General features: G+C 71.1%; 14 protein-coding genes. 7 read left to right on the forward strand and 7 right to left on the reverse strand.

The genetic code is table 11. The features are described 5' to 3' along the window. The first annotated feature begins 48 nt into the window (after window positions 1-48). The 3 genes from zwf to gndA are packed head-to-tail and all read left to right on the forward strand — an operon-like array spanning window position 49 to window position 3,695. Window positions 49-1,590, forward strand: a complete 1,542-nt coding sequence (gene zwf, locus OV207_RS33585) for a glucose-6-phosphate dehydrogenase (protein WP_193346710.1) — start codon at window positions 49-51, stop codon at window positions 1,588-1,590. After that, window positions 1,587-2,249, forward strand: a complete 663-nt coding sequence (gene pgl / locus OV207_RS33590; RefSeq protein WP_267559190.1) for a 6-phosphogluconolactonase — start codon at window positions 1,587-1,589, stop codon at window positions 2,247-2,249. Before zwf ends, pgl begins: the two co-directional genes overlap by 4 nt. A gap of 18 nt (window positions 2,250-2,267) precedes the next feature. Next, complete coding sequence (gndA, locus tag OV207_RS33595) at window positions 2,268-3,695, forward strand: NADP-dependent phosphogluconate dehydrogenase (RefSeq protein ID WP_267559192.1); 1,428 nt, start codon at window positions 2,268-2,270, stop codon at window positions 3,693-3,695. A gap of 20 nt (window positions 3,696-3,715) precedes the next feature. On the opposite strand, the gene OV207_RS33600 is transcribed toward gndA, so the two are convergent. The 4 genes from OV207_RS33600 to OV207_RS33615 all read right to left on the reverse strand — a co-directional run bounded on the left by OV207_RS33600 (window position 3,716) and on the right by OV207_RS33615 (window position 7,198). Beyond that, window positions 3,716-5,350 carry an acyl-CoA synthetase gene (locus tag OV207_RS33600; protein ID WP_267559193.1) on the reverse strand — a complete coding sequence of 545 codons (1,635 nt, stop codon included), beginning with the start codon at window positions 5,348-5,350 and terminating at the stop codon, window positions 3,716-3,718. Between the two features lie 158 nt (window positions 5,351-5,508). Next, a complete protein-coding gene (locus OV207_RS33605; RefSeq protein WP_267559195.1) occupies window positions 5,509-6,372 on the reverse strand; it encodes a tetratricopeptide repeat protein in 864 nt (287 codons plus the stop codon). Further along, complete coding sequence (locus OV207_RS33610; protein ID WP_193346705.1) at window positions 6,369-6,926, reverse strand: RNA polymerase sigma factor; 558 nt, start codon at window positions 6,924-6,926, stop codon at window positions 6,369-6,371. Before OV207_RS33610 ends, OV207_RS33605 begins: the two co-directional genes overlap by 4 nt. A gap of 110 nt (window positions 6,927-7,036) precedes the next feature. Beyond that, window positions 7,037-7,198 (reverse strand): hypothetical protein, encoded by a 162-nt coding sequence (locus tag OV207_RS33615; protein ID WP_267559196.1) that lies wholly within the window; start codon window positions 7,196-7,198, stop codon window positions 7,037-7,039. Between the two features lie 163 nt (window positions 7,199-7,361). Between OV207_RS33615 and OV207_RS33620 the strand changes: the two genes are divergently transcribed. Next, window positions 7,362-8,369, forward strand: a complete 1,008-nt coding sequence (locus OV207_RS33620; protein WP_267559197.1) for a cupin-like domain-containing protein — start codon at window positions 7,362-7,364, stop codon at window positions 8,367-8,369. A 5-nt stretch (window positions 8,370-8,374) separates the two neighbouring features. Here the strand turns inward: OV207_RS33620 and OV207_RS33625 are convergent, their stop codons facing one another. Beyond that, the gene (locus OV207_RS33625) at window positions 8,375-11,140 is read right to left on the reverse strand and encodes a CHAT domain-containing protein (RefSeq protein WP_267559198.1); all 2,766 of its coding nucleotides are present in this window, start codon (window positions 11,138-11,140) and stop codon (window positions 8,375-8,377) included. Window positions 11,141-11,655: 515 nt separating this feature from the next. On the opposite strand from OV207_RS33625, the gene OV207_RS33630 reads away from it, so the two are divergent. Together OV207_RS33630 and OV207_RS33635 are read left to right on the forward strand one after the other, a co-directional pair. Further along, window positions 11,656-12,732, forward strand: a complete 1,077-nt coding sequence (locus tag OV207_RS33630) for a polysaccharide lyase (protein WP_267559199.1) — start codon at window positions 11,656-11,658, stop codon at window positions 12,730-12,732. 191 nt (window positions 12,733-12,923) lie between these two features. Beyond that, window positions 12,924-14,459, forward strand: a complete 1,536-nt coding sequence (locus OV207_RS33635; RefSeq protein ID WP_267559200.1) for a ricin-type beta-trefoil lectin domain protein — start codon at window positions 12,924-12,926, stop codon at window positions 14,457-14,459. Window positions 14,460-14,532: 73 nt separating this feature from the next. On the opposite strand, the gene OV207_RS33640 is transcribed toward OV207_RS33635, so the two are convergent. Both OV207_RS33640 and OV207_RS33645 read right to left on the reverse strand, forming a co-directional pair. Then, window positions 14,533-15,144 (reverse strand): DUF998 domain-containing protein, encoded by a 612-nt coding sequence (locus tag OV207_RS33640; protein WP_267559201.1) that lies wholly within the window; start codon window positions 15,142-15,144, stop codon window positions 14,533-14,535. A 32-nt stretch (window positions 15,145-15,176) separates the two neighbouring features. Beyond that, window positions 15,177-16,280, reverse strand: coding sequence for a glycerophosphodiester phosphodiesterase family protein (locus OV207_RS33645; RefSeq protein WP_267559202.1), 1,104 nt, complete (start codon window positions 16,278-16,280; stop codon window positions 15,177-15,179). Between the two features lie 56 nt (window positions 16,281-16,336). Between OV207_RS33645 and OV207_RS33650 the strand changes: the two genes are divergently transcribed. After that, window positions 16,337-16,570, forward strand: a complete 234-nt coding sequence (locus OV207_RS33650; protein WP_193346699.1) for a hypothetical protein — start codon at window positions 16,337-16,339, stop codon at window positions 16,568-16,570. The last annotated feature ends 3 nt before the right edge of the window (window positions 16,571-16,573 follow it).

Genomic DNA, 16,573 nt, shown 5'->3' on the forward strand with positions numbered 1-16,573 from the left:
GCCAGATTAGCGCCTTAAGGTGCCCGGTCGAACCGGAGGAGACACCGCATGGATGCGCAGGGCGTTCACATCGAGACCCATCCCCGAGAAGGCGAACCGGTGTTCAGCGCGGGCCGCCCGGACCCCTGCACCATGGTCCTCTTCGGCGCCACGGGCGACCTGGCCGAGCGCAAACTGTTCCCCGCGCTCTTCGAGCTGGCCCGCTCCGGCCTGCTCCCGGAACACTTCGCCATCGTCGCCTTCAGCCGCTCCAAGCTGGAGGACAAGGCCTTCCGCGAACACGTGAAGGCGGGGCTGACGAAGTTCGCCCGCACGCAGCCCGTGGACGAAGCGACCTGGAAGCACTTCGCGGAGCGCATCGAGTGCGTCTCCGGCGGCTACGACGACCCGGACACCTTCAAGCGCCTGAGCGACAAGCTGGCGGACGTGTCCAAGCGGCACAAGACGGGCGACAACCAGCTCTATTACATGGCGACGCCCGCCTCCACGTTCCCGCAGATCATCCACAGCCTGGCCGGCGCGGGCCTGCTCAAGCGCGAGGAGCACCCCGGCCAGAAGCCCTGGCGGCGGCTCATCATCGAGAAGCCCTTCGGCCACGACCTGGAGAGCGCGCGCGAGCTCAACCGCGAGCTGGGCGCGGTGCTGGATGAGAAGCAGATCTTCCGCATCGACCACTACCTGGGCAAGGAGACGGTGCAGAACATCCTCGTCTTCCGCTTCGCCAACGCCATCTTCGAGCCGCTGTGGAACCGCCAGCACATCGACCACGTCGAAATCACGGCGGCGGAGACGATTGGCGTGGAGGGGCGCGGCGGCTTCTACGACGAGACGGGCGTGCTGCGCGACATGGTGCAGAACCACCTGCTCCAGGTGCTGGCCCTGTGCGCCATGGAGCCGCCCGTGTCCTTCGCCGCGGAGGACATCCGCGATGAGAAGAACAAGGTGTTCCGCGCGCTGCGCCCCATTGAAGGCTCGGACGTGCCGGGCCACGTCGTCGTGGGCCAGTACCAGGGCTACCAGGACGAGAAGGGCGTGAAGAAGGGCTCGCGCACGCCCACGTACGTCGCGCTGAAGATGAACGTGGACTCGTGGCGCTGGCAGGGCGTGCCCTTCTACCTGCGCGCGGGCAAGAACCTGAAGCGGCGCATGACGGAGGTGTCCATCCACTTCAAGTCGGTGCCCATCGGCCTGTTCAGCGGCGGGGGCGCCACCTGCCAGCGGCTGCAGCCCAACGTCCTCACGCTGCGCATCCAGCCCCATGAGGGCATCGCGCTGTCGTTCGAATCCAAGGTGCCCGGCGAGGACGTCAACATCGGCGGCGTCACCATGGACATGGACTACGCGGAGAGCTTCAAGAAGCCCGTGCCGGAGGCCTACGAGCGGCTGCTGCTGGACTGCATGCGCGGCAACGCCACCCTCTTCGCCCGGCAGGACAGCGTGGAGCAGGCCTGGGGCTACATCACGCCCATCCTGCGCGCGCTGGAGACGGACGCGGGCGGCACGCTGCACACGTACGAGAAGGGCAGCACCGGCCCGGACGCCGCGAACGCGCTGCCCGCGAAGAACGGCCGACGGTGGTCCACGCTATGATGAAGCCCCTCATCGTCCCTTCCGAGAAGCTGACCCTGGAGGCCGCCGACTGGCTGGCACGCGAACTCCAGAAGGCGCTCGCGACGAAGCAGCGGGTGAGCCTGGCCCTGTCGGGTGGCGGCACGCCGCGCCCCGCGTACCGGGCGCTCGCGGAGCACACGCTGCCCTGGGAGCGGGTGGACGTGTACTTCGTGGACGAGCGCTTCGTGCCGCCCGACGACAAGGACAGCAACTACAAGCTGGTGAAGGAGTCGCTGCTCACGCCGCTGAAGCTGTCGGACCGGCAGGTGTTCCGCATGCAGGGCGAGCGCGAGGACCGTGACGCCGCCGCCGCCGACTACGCGAAGACGCTGCCGGACCGGCTGGACGTGGTGCTCATCGGCGTGGGCGAGGACGGCCACACCGCGAGCCTGTTTCCCGGCCACCCCGCGCTGGAGGAGAAGTCCGCGCGGGTGCTGGCGGTCAAGGGCCCCAAGCCCCCGCCGTGGCGGATGACGCTGACCTTCCCCGTGCTCCTGGGCGCGGGGGCGGTGCTGGGGCTGGTCGCGGGTGAGGGCAAGCGGGACGCCATGCGGCGGGTGCTCCAGGGCGACAGGCAGCTGCCCGCGGCGCACGTCACCAACACGCAGTGGATGCTGGATCCCGCCGCCGGAGGGTAGGCGGGGCTCGGAGAGAACATGGGCACACAGACAAAGCCAGCGCAGTTCGGCGTGGTGGGCATGGGCGTCATGGGCGCGAGCCTCGCCCTCAACATCGCGGACCACGGGTTCAGCGTCGCGGTGTGGGACCGCCACCCGGAGGCCATCACGAAGGTCCAGCAGGAGAACCCGAAGCAGGCCCTGGCGGGCTACCCGGAGCTGGAGGCGTTCGTCTCCGGGCTGGAGCGCCCGCGCCGCATCCTGCTGATGATCACCGCCGGCGCGCCGGTGGATGAGATGATGGAGCGGCTGTTCCCGCTCCTGTCGCCCGGCGACGTCATCATGGACGCGGGCAACTCCTGGTACCTGGACACCCGGCGGCGCGAAGCCCTGTGCAAGGAGAAGGGCTTCCACTTCCTGGGCATCGGCGTGTCCGGCGGCGAGGAGGGCGCGCGCAATGGCCCGTCCATCATGCCGGGCGGCCCCAGGGACGCGTACGCGCTGGTGCAGCCGGTGCTGGAGGCCATCGCCGCGCGCAGCGAGGAAGGCCTGTGCGTCACCCACGTGGGCCCGGAGGGCGCGGGCCACTTCGTGAAGATGGTGCACAACGGCATCGAGTACGCCGACATGCAGCTGCTCGCGGAGACGTACGACGTGCTCCACCGGGGGCTGGGCCTGGACACCGCGACCCTGGCGGACCTGTTCTCCAAGTGGAACGAGGGCATCGCTGAGTCGTTCCTCCTGGAGACCACCATCAAGGTGCTGCGCAAGCGCGACTCGGAGACGGGCAAGCCCCTGGTGGACATGGTGCTCGACAAGGCCGGCCAGAAGGGCACGGGCAAGTGGACCGTGAAGGTGGCGCTCGACAAGGGCGTGCCGGTGCCCTCCATCGCGGCCGCGCTGGATGCGCGCAACCTGTCCTCGCAGAAGGACGACCGCGTCGCCGCGAGCAAGAAGCTGCACGGGCCCTCCGTGTCGCTCACCTCCGAGGAGCAGCAGCACCTGGCCCAGTGGGCGCACGACGCGCTCTACGCGGCGCGCGTGGTGACGTACGCGCAGGGCATGCGGCTCATCCAGGTGGCGTCCGACGAGGACAAGTGGGGCGTGTCGCTGGCGGAGATGGCGCGCATCTGGCGGGGCGGCTGCATCATCCGCGCGAAGCTGCTCACGCCGCTGCGCGAGGCCTTCCAGCAGCAGCCCACGCTGCCCAACCTGATGGTGTCCGAGGCGTTCGCCCCGGTGCTGGAGAAGCTGGCGCCGTCGTGGCGCAAGCTCGTGGGCACGGCCACGAAGCTGGGCATCCCGGTGCCGGTGTTCAGCAGCAGCCTGGCGTACATGGACAGCTACCGCAGCCCGGAGCTGCCGCAGAACCTCACCCAGGCCCAGCGCGACGCGTTCGGCGCGCACACGTACCAGCGGCGGGACAAGCCCGACGCCGGGTTCGTGCACTCGGACTGGCTCAAGTAGTCCCCGGCCCCGCGCGCCACCTACGGCTTCTGGGTGGCGCGCAGCTCCGCGCGGCGGATCTTCCCGCTCACCGTCTTGGGCAGCTCCGACACGAACTCAATCTCACGCGGGTACTTGTAGGGCGCCGTGGTCTTCTTCACGAAGTCCTGCAGCTCCTGCGCGAGCGCGGGCGACGCCGTGTGGCCCGGCGTCAGCAGCACGTACGCCTTGATGCGCTGGCCAATCTTGTCGTCCGGCACGCCGATGACGGCGGACTCCGCCACCGCGGGGTGCTCCAGCAGCGCGGACTCCACCTCGAAGGGGCCCACGCGGTAGCCGGACGTCTTGATGACGTCATCCGAGCGCCCCACGAACCACAGGTAGCCCTCCGCGTCGCGCACCGCGCGGTCGCCCGTGACGTACCAGTCGCCCCGGCTGCTGGCCGCGTTGGCCGCGTCGTCGTTCAGGTAGCCCTGGAACAGGCCCACCGGCCGCTCCGGCTTCACGCGCACCGCGATGTCGCCCTCCTGCCCGTCCGCCACTTCCTCCCCCTGCTCGTTGATGACGCCCACGGTGAAGCCGGGGGACGGCTTGCCCATGGAGCCCATGCGCGGCGGAAGCGACGGGAACATGCCCACGATGACCACCGTCTCCGTCTGGCCGTAGCCCTCGCGGATGAACAGCCCGGTGGCCTCCTTCCACGTCTCGATGACCTCCGGGTTGAGCGGCTCGCCCGCGCTCACCGTGTGGCGCAGCGAGGACAGGTCCACCGCCTTCAGGTCCTGCAACACCAGCGCGCGCCACGCGGTGGGCGGCGCGCAGAAGGTGGTGACGCGCTCGCGCTCCAGCACCTTGAGGAAGGCCACGGGATCAAACCTCCCGCGAAAATCATGGACGACGTTGCACGCGCCCTCGCTCCACGGCCCGAAGAGCTTGCCCCACGCGCACTTCGCCCAGCCGGTGTCGCTGAGCGTCAGGTGCCGGTCCTCCGGCTTCAGGTCCAACCAGTAGCGCCCGGTGATGCGGTGGCCCTGGCCGTAGCTGGCCTGCGTGTGCTGCACCATCTTCGGCATGCCGGTGGTGCCGGACGTGAAGTAGATGAGCAGCGGCTCCTCCGCGCGCGTCGGCGGGAAGGCCACGGCCTGCGACTCCGGCAGCGCCTCCGACGCGTAGCGCGTCCACGGCGAAGGAGCGTCCCCGGTGGACACCCACGTCGTCACGCCCGCGGCGTCCCGCACGCCCTCGAAGCGGTCCAGGCAGCTGGCGTCGGTGAGGACGGCCTTCGCGCTGGCGGCCTCCAGCCGGTAGCGGATGTCCTTGGCGGTGAGCATGGGCGTGCCCGGCATGAAGACGATGCCCGCGCGGATGCACCCCAGCACCAGGAACCACCACTCCGGCACGCGCGGCATCAGGATGAAGGCCCGGTCCCCGCGCGCCAGCCCCAGCCCGGAGAGGAAGCGCGCCGCGTGCAGCGAGCGCTCCTTCAGCTCCTGGAAGGTGAAGGTCCGCGAGTGCCCGGACTCGTCCGACCACTGGAGCGCGGGGGCCTGGGGCCGCTCGGCCGCGTGCCGGTCGATGACGTCCGTGGCGAAGTTGAAGTGCTCGGGCCGCTCCCACCGGAAGTCACGGCGGGCGGTCTCGTAGTCGACGGAAGCGCGGGACGGGGACTCGGGCATGGGCAAGCTCCTGGAGTGTTCCGACAACCCCAGGAGCCTGACACGTCATCCCGTGCCTGAAGGTGCGACGCCCGCGCGGGGCGCCCGGTGGTGGACGCTCCAGCGCGCGGGATGTCTCCAGCGCCGCATGCGGGCCTCATGCGAGGCCCGGGCGCGGCTCAGGGGGCCGCGGGGGCCTGGTGCTGCTGCGCCTGCTTGAGCGCGTTGCCCATCCGCTTGCGCGCCTCGTCGCTCCAGCCGGGCTCGCCCAGGGCGGCCACCTGCTCGAAGTCCCGCGCCGCGCGCGCGTACTGCTTCAGCTCGAACAGCGCCAGGCCGCGGTTCCACAGGGCCTGCGCGTGCTCCGGATCCGCGCGCACCACCGGGTCCAGCAGGCTCAGCGCGTCCTGGAAGCGGCCCTCGTGCAGCGCCACCACCGCCAGGTCGTTGTCGCGCGAAAGCGACGCGGGCTCGCGCACCAGCACCGCCTGCGCCTGCTGCCACTGGCCGTGCAGCACGTAGGCCGCGACGATGCCGCGGAACTCCTTGCGCTCCTCCATCTCCGCCAGCGGGCGCAGCGGGAGCGGCGGCGGGGACTCGGAGAGCTCCGCGCCCGGGTTGCCGCTGCCGCGCATGGGCACGTAGAGGCGCCACTTGTCCGCGCGGGGGTGCGACACACGCGCTTCCAGCGCGCGCGTGGACTGGTCCTCCAGGAAGACCACCGCCGGAACCTCCGCCACCGGCATCATGCGCGGCACCATGACGGCGCAGAGGCTGGCGGCCAGCGCCAGCGGCGCCACCACGCGGGCGTTGCGGCGCACCCACGCGCCCAGCGTCACCACGTTGCTCCGGGGCTGCTCCACCGGCTGCTCCACCACGCCCGTCCCCAGCGCCCGCGCCGCCAGCAGCTCCAGCTGGAGCAGGTCGCGGAGGCCACCTTCGCAGCCGGGGCAGCGCGGCAGGTGGTGCCGGAAGCCTTCCGCATCCGCTTCGGACAGCTCTCCGTCCATGAAGAGGTGCAGCTTGGTGCAATGCGCGTTCATGACTGGACTCCCCGCTCCCGGGCCACGGCGACGCTCGGAAGCAGCAGTTCCCTCAGGTCCCGGCGCGCCAGCGTCAGCCAGCTGCCCACGGTGCCCACGGGGACGTTGAAATGCTCGGCAATGGCCTGGTAGCGGTGGCCTTCCGCGTGCAGCTTGTACGCATCCCGCAGGTGCGGCTTGAGCTGCTCGATGGCCGCCTGGAAGGCGGCATTGCCCACCAGCTCCCAGTTCTCCTGATCCCCATCCCCCGTCGCGGGCAGGTCCTGCACCAGCGCCAGGTGCGGCAGCCCCCGGACCTCCGTCCGCTGCCGGCGGCAGTGGTCGAGGAACCGGTTCGTCATCGTCGTGCACAGCCACGCCGCGCACGCCGCTTCCGTGCGGTCCTTCAAGTGGCCGAACTCCGGCAACGCCCGCTCGAAGGCCTCCTGGACCAGGTCCTCTGGATCCAGGATGCCGCGCGCGCACAACCGGCGGGCCACGGCCAGCAGGCTGGGCCGGTGTCGCCGGCTGAACGCATCGAACTGGCGCCGTTCCCGGTTGAAGAGGTTGGCCATGACGCAAGGACCCGAAGTGACTGGTGGGCTTCCTGACTAAAGACGCCGACCGCTCTGTTTCTTGAGAGAAAAATGCCCGGAAGCGCGGACAGGCCCGCCGGGCAGGACGCTCACCGGGCGACGTCCACCCCCGCCAGCAGGGCGGGGACCGGAGGCGGCGGCAGGGGACGGCGGCGCGCGCGCGGCTCGCGCTGCTCGCAGTTCACGTAGGAGCCCTTCACATGTGGGGCGCTGTGGTCGGGCTCGAAAGCTCCGGGTCGGGCAGAGGACATGTCTCCGGGGGTCATGGATCACTTCTCCTGGTACGACGGAAGTCCGGCGTAAGCATGGGATGGGTAGAAAAAGACGGAACGGGGCCAGTCCATACCATGCCCCGGCGCACCGGAAGGAGGGGCCCCCCTGGGCCAATCCTTCAAGAATTTCAAGGAGTTCTGAATGAACGAGGACAAGTCCCTGCTGCGTCCGGAGTGGCGCCAGTGGCTGGCGGAGAATCTGGCCCTGGGGGTAGGGCCGGAAGACGTGGAGCAGGTCCTGGTGGGTGCGGGGGTGGACCCCGCGCTGGCCCGCGAGGAGATGGCGGCGGTGCGTCAGCACCCCTATTTCCAGGCGTGCCTCCAGGTGGCCCGGCACTTCGGGTGGCTGGAGTCGCTGATGGACGTCTACAGCGAGCTGCGGGCCCAGGACGGCGGCCGCCAGTTGGAGGTGCGCGAGGGGATTGAGCCGGAGGAGTTCTTCCGCCGCTACTACTTCGGCCACCGGCCGGTGGTGCTGCGCGGCCTCATGAAGGACTGGCCGGCCCTCCAGAAGTGGTCGCCGTCCTACTTCCGCGAACGCTTCGGCCCGGTGGAGGTGGAGGTGATGATGGGGCGCGACGCGAACCCGGAGCACGCGGCCCAGCACGACCGGCACCGCACGCGGATGCCCTTCGCGGAGTTCCTCACCATGGTGGAGTCCGGCCGGGAGACGAACGACTACTACATGGTGCCGCGCAACGACAACTGGCGGCACGAGGGCCTGTCGCCGCTGCGCGAGGACCTGCGCGCGCCAGCGGGGCTCATTGATCCATCGTTGCAGGCGGACATGATGACCCTGCTGCTGGGGCCCGCGGGCACCGTCACCCCGCTGCACCACGACAACATGAACATCCTGTTGGGCCAGGTGCTGGGGCGCAAGCACGTGAAGCTGGTGCCGTCCTACGAGCGTCACCGCGTGTACCCGCACCGGGGCACCTTCAGCCACGTGGACGCGGGCCAGCCGGACCTGACGGCGCACCCGCTGTTCGCGCAGGCCTCCGTGCTGGAGACGGTGCTGGAGCCCGGGGACATGGTGTTCCTGCCGGTGGGCTGGTGGCACTGGGTGAAGGCGCTGGACGTGAGCGCCAGCGTCACCTTCCACCACTTCCTCGTTCCCGGCGGCAATACGCACCTGGACGCCCCCTTCTAGCCCGCTCAGTCCGCCTTCTCCACCAGCAGCACGGAGCGCGTCCAGCCGGCGCGCGCGTCGCGGGACAGCCACGCCTGACGCTCGTCGCGCAGCGCGACGGCGGCGGGCGAGCCGGCGTGGATGCGGCGGCGCACGCCGTCGAAGAAGCGGCCCGCCGCGTCCGGGATGTCCACGGTGGAGGCCAGCACCGCGCGGGCGCCTGAATCGATGAAGGCCGCCGGCAGGCTGAAGGGCTCCGTGCTCTGCAGGGCCGTGGTGCGGCCCGCGCTGCACGCGGCCAGGAACACGGTGGGCGAACCGGTGAGCCGCGTCTCGCGCACCACGTCCGCGGTGAGCGCGTAGCGGCCGTTCACCTCCGGCGACAGCACCACCAGCGACGCGCCGGAGATGCTGGGGTCGGTGATGCCGTGCGCGTGGATTTCAATCTCCGTGGCGTCCGCCATGCGGGCCAGCACGCGCGAGGGCGTGGCGTCCGAACCGGACAGCACGTCCGGCGGCGCGGCCCCCGGCTCCGCGTCCGGCGTCCACGCGGGGAGCCGGGGCAGGTTCAACAGCGAAGGGGACTCCACGCCGGCCACCACCAGCCGGCGCGCGGGCGCGGGCCTGGAGCCCGGCGTGGAAGGCGTCCCCTGCGCGGCGCGGCCCAGGCGGAAGCTCCAAGCGATGTCCGAGGGCAGCAGGTCCGTCCGGCCGAAGACGGGGGCCCACGCGAGCACGTCCACGCGGTCGCAGGTGGAGAGCGTCTTGCGCAGGGCCTCCGGCACCAGCCGGGAGGAGTCCGCCCGCGCGAAGGGCTCACGGCGCGCGCTGTCGTAGTGGCCCCGCACCTCGCCCTTGGGCCCTAGCGCCACCAGCACGGCGCGCTCGGCGTGGACGCTCGCGGCCAGCGCGCACCGCGTGGGCACGGGCGTGCCCAGCTGCGCGGCCAGCAACGTCGCGACCTTGGGGAACTCCCCCGCGCGGCCCGCGTCCACCGCGAGCGACGAATAGGCGAGCGCCCAGGACTCGCGCGCCAGCGCGTCCCCGCGCGGCAGCGCATCCGCCTCCGCGATGACGGTCTTGAGCAGCGCCTCGCCCCGCGCCCGGTCCTGCTCCAGGTGGTAGCGGCCTTCCAGATACTGCGCGTACACCCGGTCGCCGCCCACCACCGCCGGGCCCTGCACCGCCCGGGCGGTGATGCGCTGCATCCACTCGGCGTCCTTGGGACCGGAGCCGGAGCGCGTCAGCTCCGCGAGCGTGGCGCCGAACACCAGCTCCATGGGGTTGTCCGCGCAGGCGGCGGCGGTGTCCAGCTCCCGCCGCGCGTCCGCGGGCCGCAGGTCCAGGTAGTGCAGGTGGGCCAGCTGGACGTGCGGCCACGCGCAGCTGCGCGTGGGGCCGCGCGCCATCCACTCCTCCAGATAGGCGCGGGCGCTGCCCAGGTCGTTGCGCGAGCGCGCCACCTGGCTCAGGGACTCCAGGGCGTTGAACTCCAGGTCCCACTCGCGAAGCTGCCGGGCCCCGGCCCACAGCACGCGCGCGTGCTGTTCGGCTTCCGTCACGCGCTGCATGTCGTAATAGAAGACCGCCAGCCGCCGCTCCAGCTCCAGGCAGCGCACCGACAGCGTGCCTTCGCGGCAGCGCTGGAGCGCGGAGAACAGCCGCTGCTCGGCCTTCCACCACGCGCCGTCGGAGACCTCCTTGAAGGCCTGGTCGCGCTCCGCGATGTACGTGAACCAGGGGTCGTCCATCCGCTTGATGCGCTCCACCACGTCCTTCAGGTGGTTCATCGTCCCGTTGCGCGTGCGCAGCAGGGCCCCCATGTAGAGGTCCTCGTCGCCGGACAGCCGCGCCCGGTCCAGGAAGCCCTCGGGCATCGCGCCGCCCTCGCGCATCGCCGCCGCGTACTGCCGCGCCAGCTCTCCCCGGCGGCGGAAGTCGCGCTTCGCCACGCGCTGCACGTAGTCCGTGAGCGTGCTGCCGCCCTGCACGCGGTCCAGCTCCTTCGCCAGCGGCAGCAGCGCCTGCGCGCGCTCCTTGGAGGCCGCGCTGCGCACCACGTCGTAGAAGACGCCGCGCACCGTGCCCGGAAGCTGGCGGGCCGCATCCAGCGGCAGCGGCGCGTTCGCGTCCTCCATCAGGGCCTTCGTCGCGTCGCGCGCCGCCTGCCACTGACGCTGGCGCTCCAGCGTGCTGTCGCGCAGGGACAGCGCCTGGGCGTGGGCCTCGCGGCTCCAGCCCTGCTCGCCCAGCTTCGCCACCTGCTCGAAGAGCTCCGACGCGCGCAGCGTCAGGCCCATCTCCCGGAACACCAGCGCGCGGTTCCACAGGGCCTGCGGCAGGTTCGGCTTCGCCGCCAGCGCGCCGTCCAGCAGCCGCAGCGCCCGCTCATGGTCGCCGCGCGCGAGCGCCACCGCGCCCAGGTCGCTGTCGCGCTCCGGGGAGGCCGGCATGCGCTCCAGGAAGGAGGCCGCCTGGTTCCACTCCGCCTCCAGCGCGTACGCGGCCGCGATGCCGCTCCAGTCCTCCCGGGCCTCCATGCGGGCGAGCGGGCCCAGGGGCATCGGCTCGGCGGGCACGGGACACCCGCCGGCCGGTGCGCGCGAGCGGTAGCGATCCGCCTCCGGGTGCGTGAGGCGGGCCTCGATGCGGGCCGCCGCCCTTCGCTCCACCCAGAAGTTGTCGGTGACGGGGGGCGGCGTCGCCGCGGGCTTCACGGCCGCGACTCCGGCCGTCACCAGGGGGATGGCCAGCGCCAGCGCCCAGAGCATCTTCTTCGCCGGCTTCACCATGCGTTCCCCTCGGGCGCCTCCCCCTGACCGCCGCCCCTCACGCCCGTTCTACACCAAGCCCCGACGAACGCCGACCCGGCCTCGTCCCCACCCAGCAGGCGTCCCATGACGCGGTGGGCAGCAAGCCGGTGAAAATTCAAACACGTCGGATGTTTTTCGGTCCCCACGAATCAATAGACGGGCACCTCCGCCGATCTTGAAAAAGACCTTCATCCCGCCGTCGTCGCGAGCGGAGAACGGGACGCCAGGCCGTCAGGCTGTTGGGGGGATGACGCTCGGGGGCTCGTCCGCACGCCTGCTGTCGTTGGAAGGTTTGAGCGCCCGCATCCTCCCGGAATCACGCGCTTCGGCATGCCTGGGGAAGTGACGGGCGGCAGGCCCCTGCGTCCCTCTTGCCCCAGCAGGCGTCCCAGGGAGCGCACGAAGGACAGGGGGTTGGCGGGCGAGGCCCCCCGGGAAGGAGTTTCGCGCGCCGAGTGTCCCCTCCGCCCAACCCGGACCGAAAGGACCCCTGTTTGAAGCAACTCCTTCGACTCGTCGCCGCGGCCTCCCTCATGCCGGCCCTCGCATCCGCTGGCATCCTCTGGAAGGGCGACTTCGAGACCGGCAACACGTCCCAGTGGACCCGGGATCAGAGCGTTGCCTCCAGCCGTCTGCAGGTCGTGACGGACGTGGTGCGCGATGGGAAGTACGCCCTCAAGGCCATCGTGAAGCAGGGCGATGATCCCATCAACGCCAGCGGCAATCGCAACGAGCTGCTGTACCTGACCCACGAGACGCAGGGGAAGGAGTACTTCTACAAGTGGAGCACGCTGTTCCCGAAGAACTACCCCGTCCATGACTCCTGGCAGGTCATCACCCAGTGGCACCAGGAGGGCTGCTGCGGCTCACCGCCGCTGGAGTTCTTCGTGCGCGGGGACAAGATCAACCTGCGCGTGGGCGGCAACACCACGCCCGTGCTCTGGCAGACGTCCATCAACCAGGGCAACTGGCACGACTTCGTGCTGCATGTGAAGTGGTCGTCCGACAAGAAGGTCGGCTTCGTGGAGCTGTACCACAACGGCAAGCTGGCGCTGCCGCGCACCTACGGGGCCAACCAGTTCGGCAAGGAGCGCAACTACCTGAAGATGGGCCTGTACCGCGACGCCGCCATCAAGCCCGAAGGGACCATCTACCACGACGGCTTCACGATGGCCTCCACCCTGGAGGACGTGATGCCGCCCGCGCCCGCCCCCGTGCCGGTGGAAGTGCCCGCGCCCATGCCGGACCCCACGCCCGTGCCGGACACGACGGACAACACCCCCACGCCCCCGGTGGCGGAGTCCCCCGTGACGCCCGCCCCCGAAGCGCCCGTCACCACGCTGCCCAGCCTTGGCGGCCAGGCCCCCACGGGGACCACCACGCCCATCTCCAACAACCCCAATGGCCTGCCCGGGGATGCGTCTTTCGGTGAGCCCATGGCCGGTGGCTGCAGCGCGTCCGGCACCTCCGGCACCCTGCCCTTCGCCGCCGCCCTCCTGATGCTGGGCGCCGCCATGCTGCGCCGTCGCCGGGCCCCCGCCCGCGTGCGGAGCAACGCGTCGAAGCGCTGACTTTCACCTGATACCGAAGCAAGTTCCTGGCCCGGCGTGCCCTCATGGCGCGCCGGGCCATTCTCTTTGCGGGCACTTTCTTCGATGCCGCAAATATGTCAGAGATTTTTACTATTCCTTGAATTGATTGACCTTCAGGGCTCAATCGGGTTTGCCTTCCCGCCTCCCCGCAGCACGAAAGGCAGGACCCGATGAAGCGGAGCTTCGGTCTGTTCTCCACCGCGACGGCGCTGTTCGCTGGCGCGACCCTGGGTGTCATTCCGTCCGTGGCGCTGGCGGCTTCCTCGCAGCAGGACACGGCGTTCGCGATGGACGCGTCGCCGGAGATCCTCTCCGCGATGCAGCGGGACCTGGGGCTCACGGCGGACGGCGCGCGGCGGCGGCTCCAGGCCGAAGCGGCGGCGGTGCGGGTGGAAGGCTCGCTGCGCACGGAGCTGGGAGCGCGCTTTGGCGGCGCGTGGATGAACGCGGACGGCAGCCAGCTGGTGGTGGGCGTCACCACGGACGCGGACGCGGCCCTGGTGCGGCGCGCGGGCGCGGTGGCCCAGAAGGTCAAGCACACGCAGGCGGAGCTGGAGCAGGTGAAGGCGGAGCTGGACCGCGCGGGCAGCTCGGCCGGCCGCGCCGTGCATGCGTGGTACGTGGACGTCGTCACCAACAGCGTGGTGGTGCTGGCGCAGGACTCCGCGCTGACGGGCGGCTCGGACTTCCTGGTGAAGGCGGGCGTGAAGAGCGACGCGGTGCGCGTGGTGCCTTCGCGCGAGGAGTTCAAGCCGCTGTACGACCTGCGCGGCGGTGACGCGTACTACCCGGGCAACGCGCGCTGCTCCATCGGCTTCTCGGTGGCGGGCGGCTTCGTCACGGCGGGCCACTGTGGCGGCCCGGGCACGGGGACCAGCGGCTACAACGGCGTGGGCCAGGGCACGGTCGTGGCGACCCGGTGGCCTGGCAGCGACTACGGCTGGGTGCGCACCAACGGCTCCTGGGCTTCGCAGCCGTGGGTGAGCAACTACGCGGGCGGCAACGTGCTGGTGCACGGGGCACAGGAGGCGGGCATCAACGCGTCCGTCTGTCGCTCGGGCTCCACCACCGGCTGGCGCTGTGGCGTCATCCAGGCGAAGAACGCCACGGTCAGCTACTCGGCGGGCCTCGTGTACGGCCTCACCCAGACGAACGCGTGCGCGGAGGGCGGTGACTCCGGCGGCTCGTGGCTGTCCGGCAACCAGGCGCAGGGCGTGACGTCCGGCGGCTCCGGCAACTGCTCCACCGGCGGCACCACGTTCTTCCAGCCGCTCAACCCCATCCTGGGCGCGTACGGCCTGTCGCTCACCACCTCGGGCAGCGGCGGCACGGGCGGCCCCATCATCGGCCTGGCGAACAAGTGCATCGACGTGCCGAACTCCAACACGAACGACGGCACCCGCCTGCAGCTGTGGGACTGCAACGGCACCAACGCGCAGCGCTGGACCTTCATGTCGGACGGCACCGTGCGCGCCTTCGGCAAGTGCATGGACGTGGCGTGGGGTTCGCGTGACAACGGCGCGGCCATCCAGCTGGCCACCTGCTCCGGCAACCCGGCGCAGCAGTTCGTCCTCTCCGGCGCCGGTGACCTGGTGAACCCCCAGGCCAACAAGTGCGTGGACGTGTCGGGCGGCAACTCCAACAGCGGCACCCCGCTTCAGCTCTGGGAGTGCAACGGCACCAGCGCGCAGAAGTGGCGCCGGTAGTCGTCCCCTGCTCCACCTGACGTAGGACCGCGCGGCTCCGGAAGCACCCGGGGCCGCGCGCTCGTAGCGCTCCTCACCCGACGGCTTCAGCGGGGCGGCGGACGGAGAGGGCGACGGCCACGGTCCACACCGCCAGCGCCAGTTCGACCACCCGCTGCGCGGCGCCGTCGAACTCGAAGGCGGGGTGGATCCACCAGAACGCCAGGGCCGCCGGCACGCCGCACCCCAGCGCGACGCTGAACAGGCCACGGAAGGCGGGGCGGTTGCGCATCGTCAGGCCGACCACGAAGACCCCGGCGATCCCCGCCAGATAGCCGAGCCCTCCGAGCAGCTCGTGCAGCATCGCCGCCTTGCTGGGCGACGCCAGCGAGCATTGGAAGTCGCAGCGGAAGACGCCGCCGAAGAACAGGCCCAGGCCGTTCAGCGCGCCGAGGCAGAAGCCGATGATCAGCGGCGGCGACTTCGGGAACAGGCCGGCGCACATCAGCCAGAAGGCGGCCAGCAGCGCGCCCGAAGCCATGAAGGCGAAGCTGACGCCCGGGCCGGTGTTCGCGCCGGTCGCGCCCAGCTCGCTGATGTACTGCCGAAGGTGGTCATACCCCGGATAGGCAAGGCCGCCCGCGAGGGCCGCGCCAGCCAGGATGAGCAGGCTCAGGAGCCCGCAGGCAAAGGCGATGGTTCGCAAAAGGTCAGCACTCCCGGGGCCGTGGCCCGTCATCATCCAGCATCCGTGGGGACGTGCTCCAGGAGATAGACGGTGCGCAGCCCGGGGTGCCGGGCCTGCACGGAGCGCAGGGCCCCCCCGTCGAAGGACTGCACGTCCACGCGGTCGGTCAGCCCGGAGGACAGGATGACCTGGGCCACCGCGTCGCCGTGGGCGGGAGCGATGTCCGTTCTCGCGGAGGTGCGCTTGAGCTCCACGTTGAAGCGGACCCGCTCCGCGTTCCGGGCGCGGAGCGGATCCCGCGCCAGGTGCTCGGCGTCTGACTGGCTCGCGGCGAAGGCGAACACCTGTCGCAGGGTGGGCACGGAATAGGCATCCGGAAGTCCCGCGCGAGCGGCGAAGGCGACCGCCTCCGGGGAGCGGGCGCGGTCGTTCGTCTGTTCGGGGCGGTCCTCCAGGAGCCGGTCGCAGACGAAGTCGGCCTGGAGTCGCGCGACGGTGAGGGACGCAATTGGGACGGGGGCCGTGAGCAGGCTCCCATCGATGTGCCGGCACTTCGTGGGGAAGAGGTCCGGGTCGTGGGAGAGCACGGGCACGCCATCCGCGGTGAGGACGGTGTCCAGCTCCAACGTCGTCATGTGGTGGTCGAGCGCGGCCTCGAAGGCAGGCAGCGTGTTCTCCGGGCGCAGGCTCCGCGCACCCCGGTGGCCCTGCGCATCGAAGCGCCTCGGGTCGATGAGGCCCTCCGCGTCCAGCAGGTCGCCTGGGATGCCGTCCGCGTTGGCGTCGAAGTCGCGCACCGCCCGGGCGAGCAGATCCGGCCGGTCGCTGATGATGCCGTCCACGCCGCGCCGGAGCAGGGCCTGCATCGTGGGCAGGTCATTCACGGTCCAGACCACGACGCGGTGCCCGGCCGCATGGAGCCGCTCCAGGTCGATGCCCCGCCCCGACGTTCCGGACGGCGACAACAGCGTGGCGGATGGGGAGCAGACAGGCGCCCGGTTGGAACCCTGGGTCCGCGCGTAGGCTCGCGCAGTGTCCATCAGGCGCACCGTGGGGTCATCTCCTGGCGCGGGAGCGGCCCGACCAGGCCCGGTGCACCCGGCGGCGAGTCCCACGAGCAGCAGCGCGGAGGCGGTCAGGGGAGCGGAGGACACGGGCACATCCTGCCGACGGGCGGTGGGAGGGGGAGCCGGGTTAGGAAGCAGGGACGATGGACGTGAAGGATGCCACCGTGCAGGCCGCGCTGCGCCAGGCCTGTGAGGACGCGGGCCTGCCAGGGTCCCTGCGGGGCTGCGTGTACCCGCTGCTGCGCGACCCGGAAGGCGAGTGGCCTCCGTGTTGCGGTGGGGGCTGCATGCCGTGCGCCTCCACGCTGGCGGACGTGGCGGTGCGCACGCTGGAGCTGCTGGGCACGCCGCGCCGCGCGCCCCTGCCTCCGGGGTGAGCG

It is taken from the genome of Corallococcus sp. BB11-1, assembly GCF_026626625.1.
In the GTDB taxonomy this organism is placed as follows: Bacteria; Myxococcota; Myxococcia; order Myxococcales; family Myxococcaceae; genus Corallococcus; species Corallococcus soli.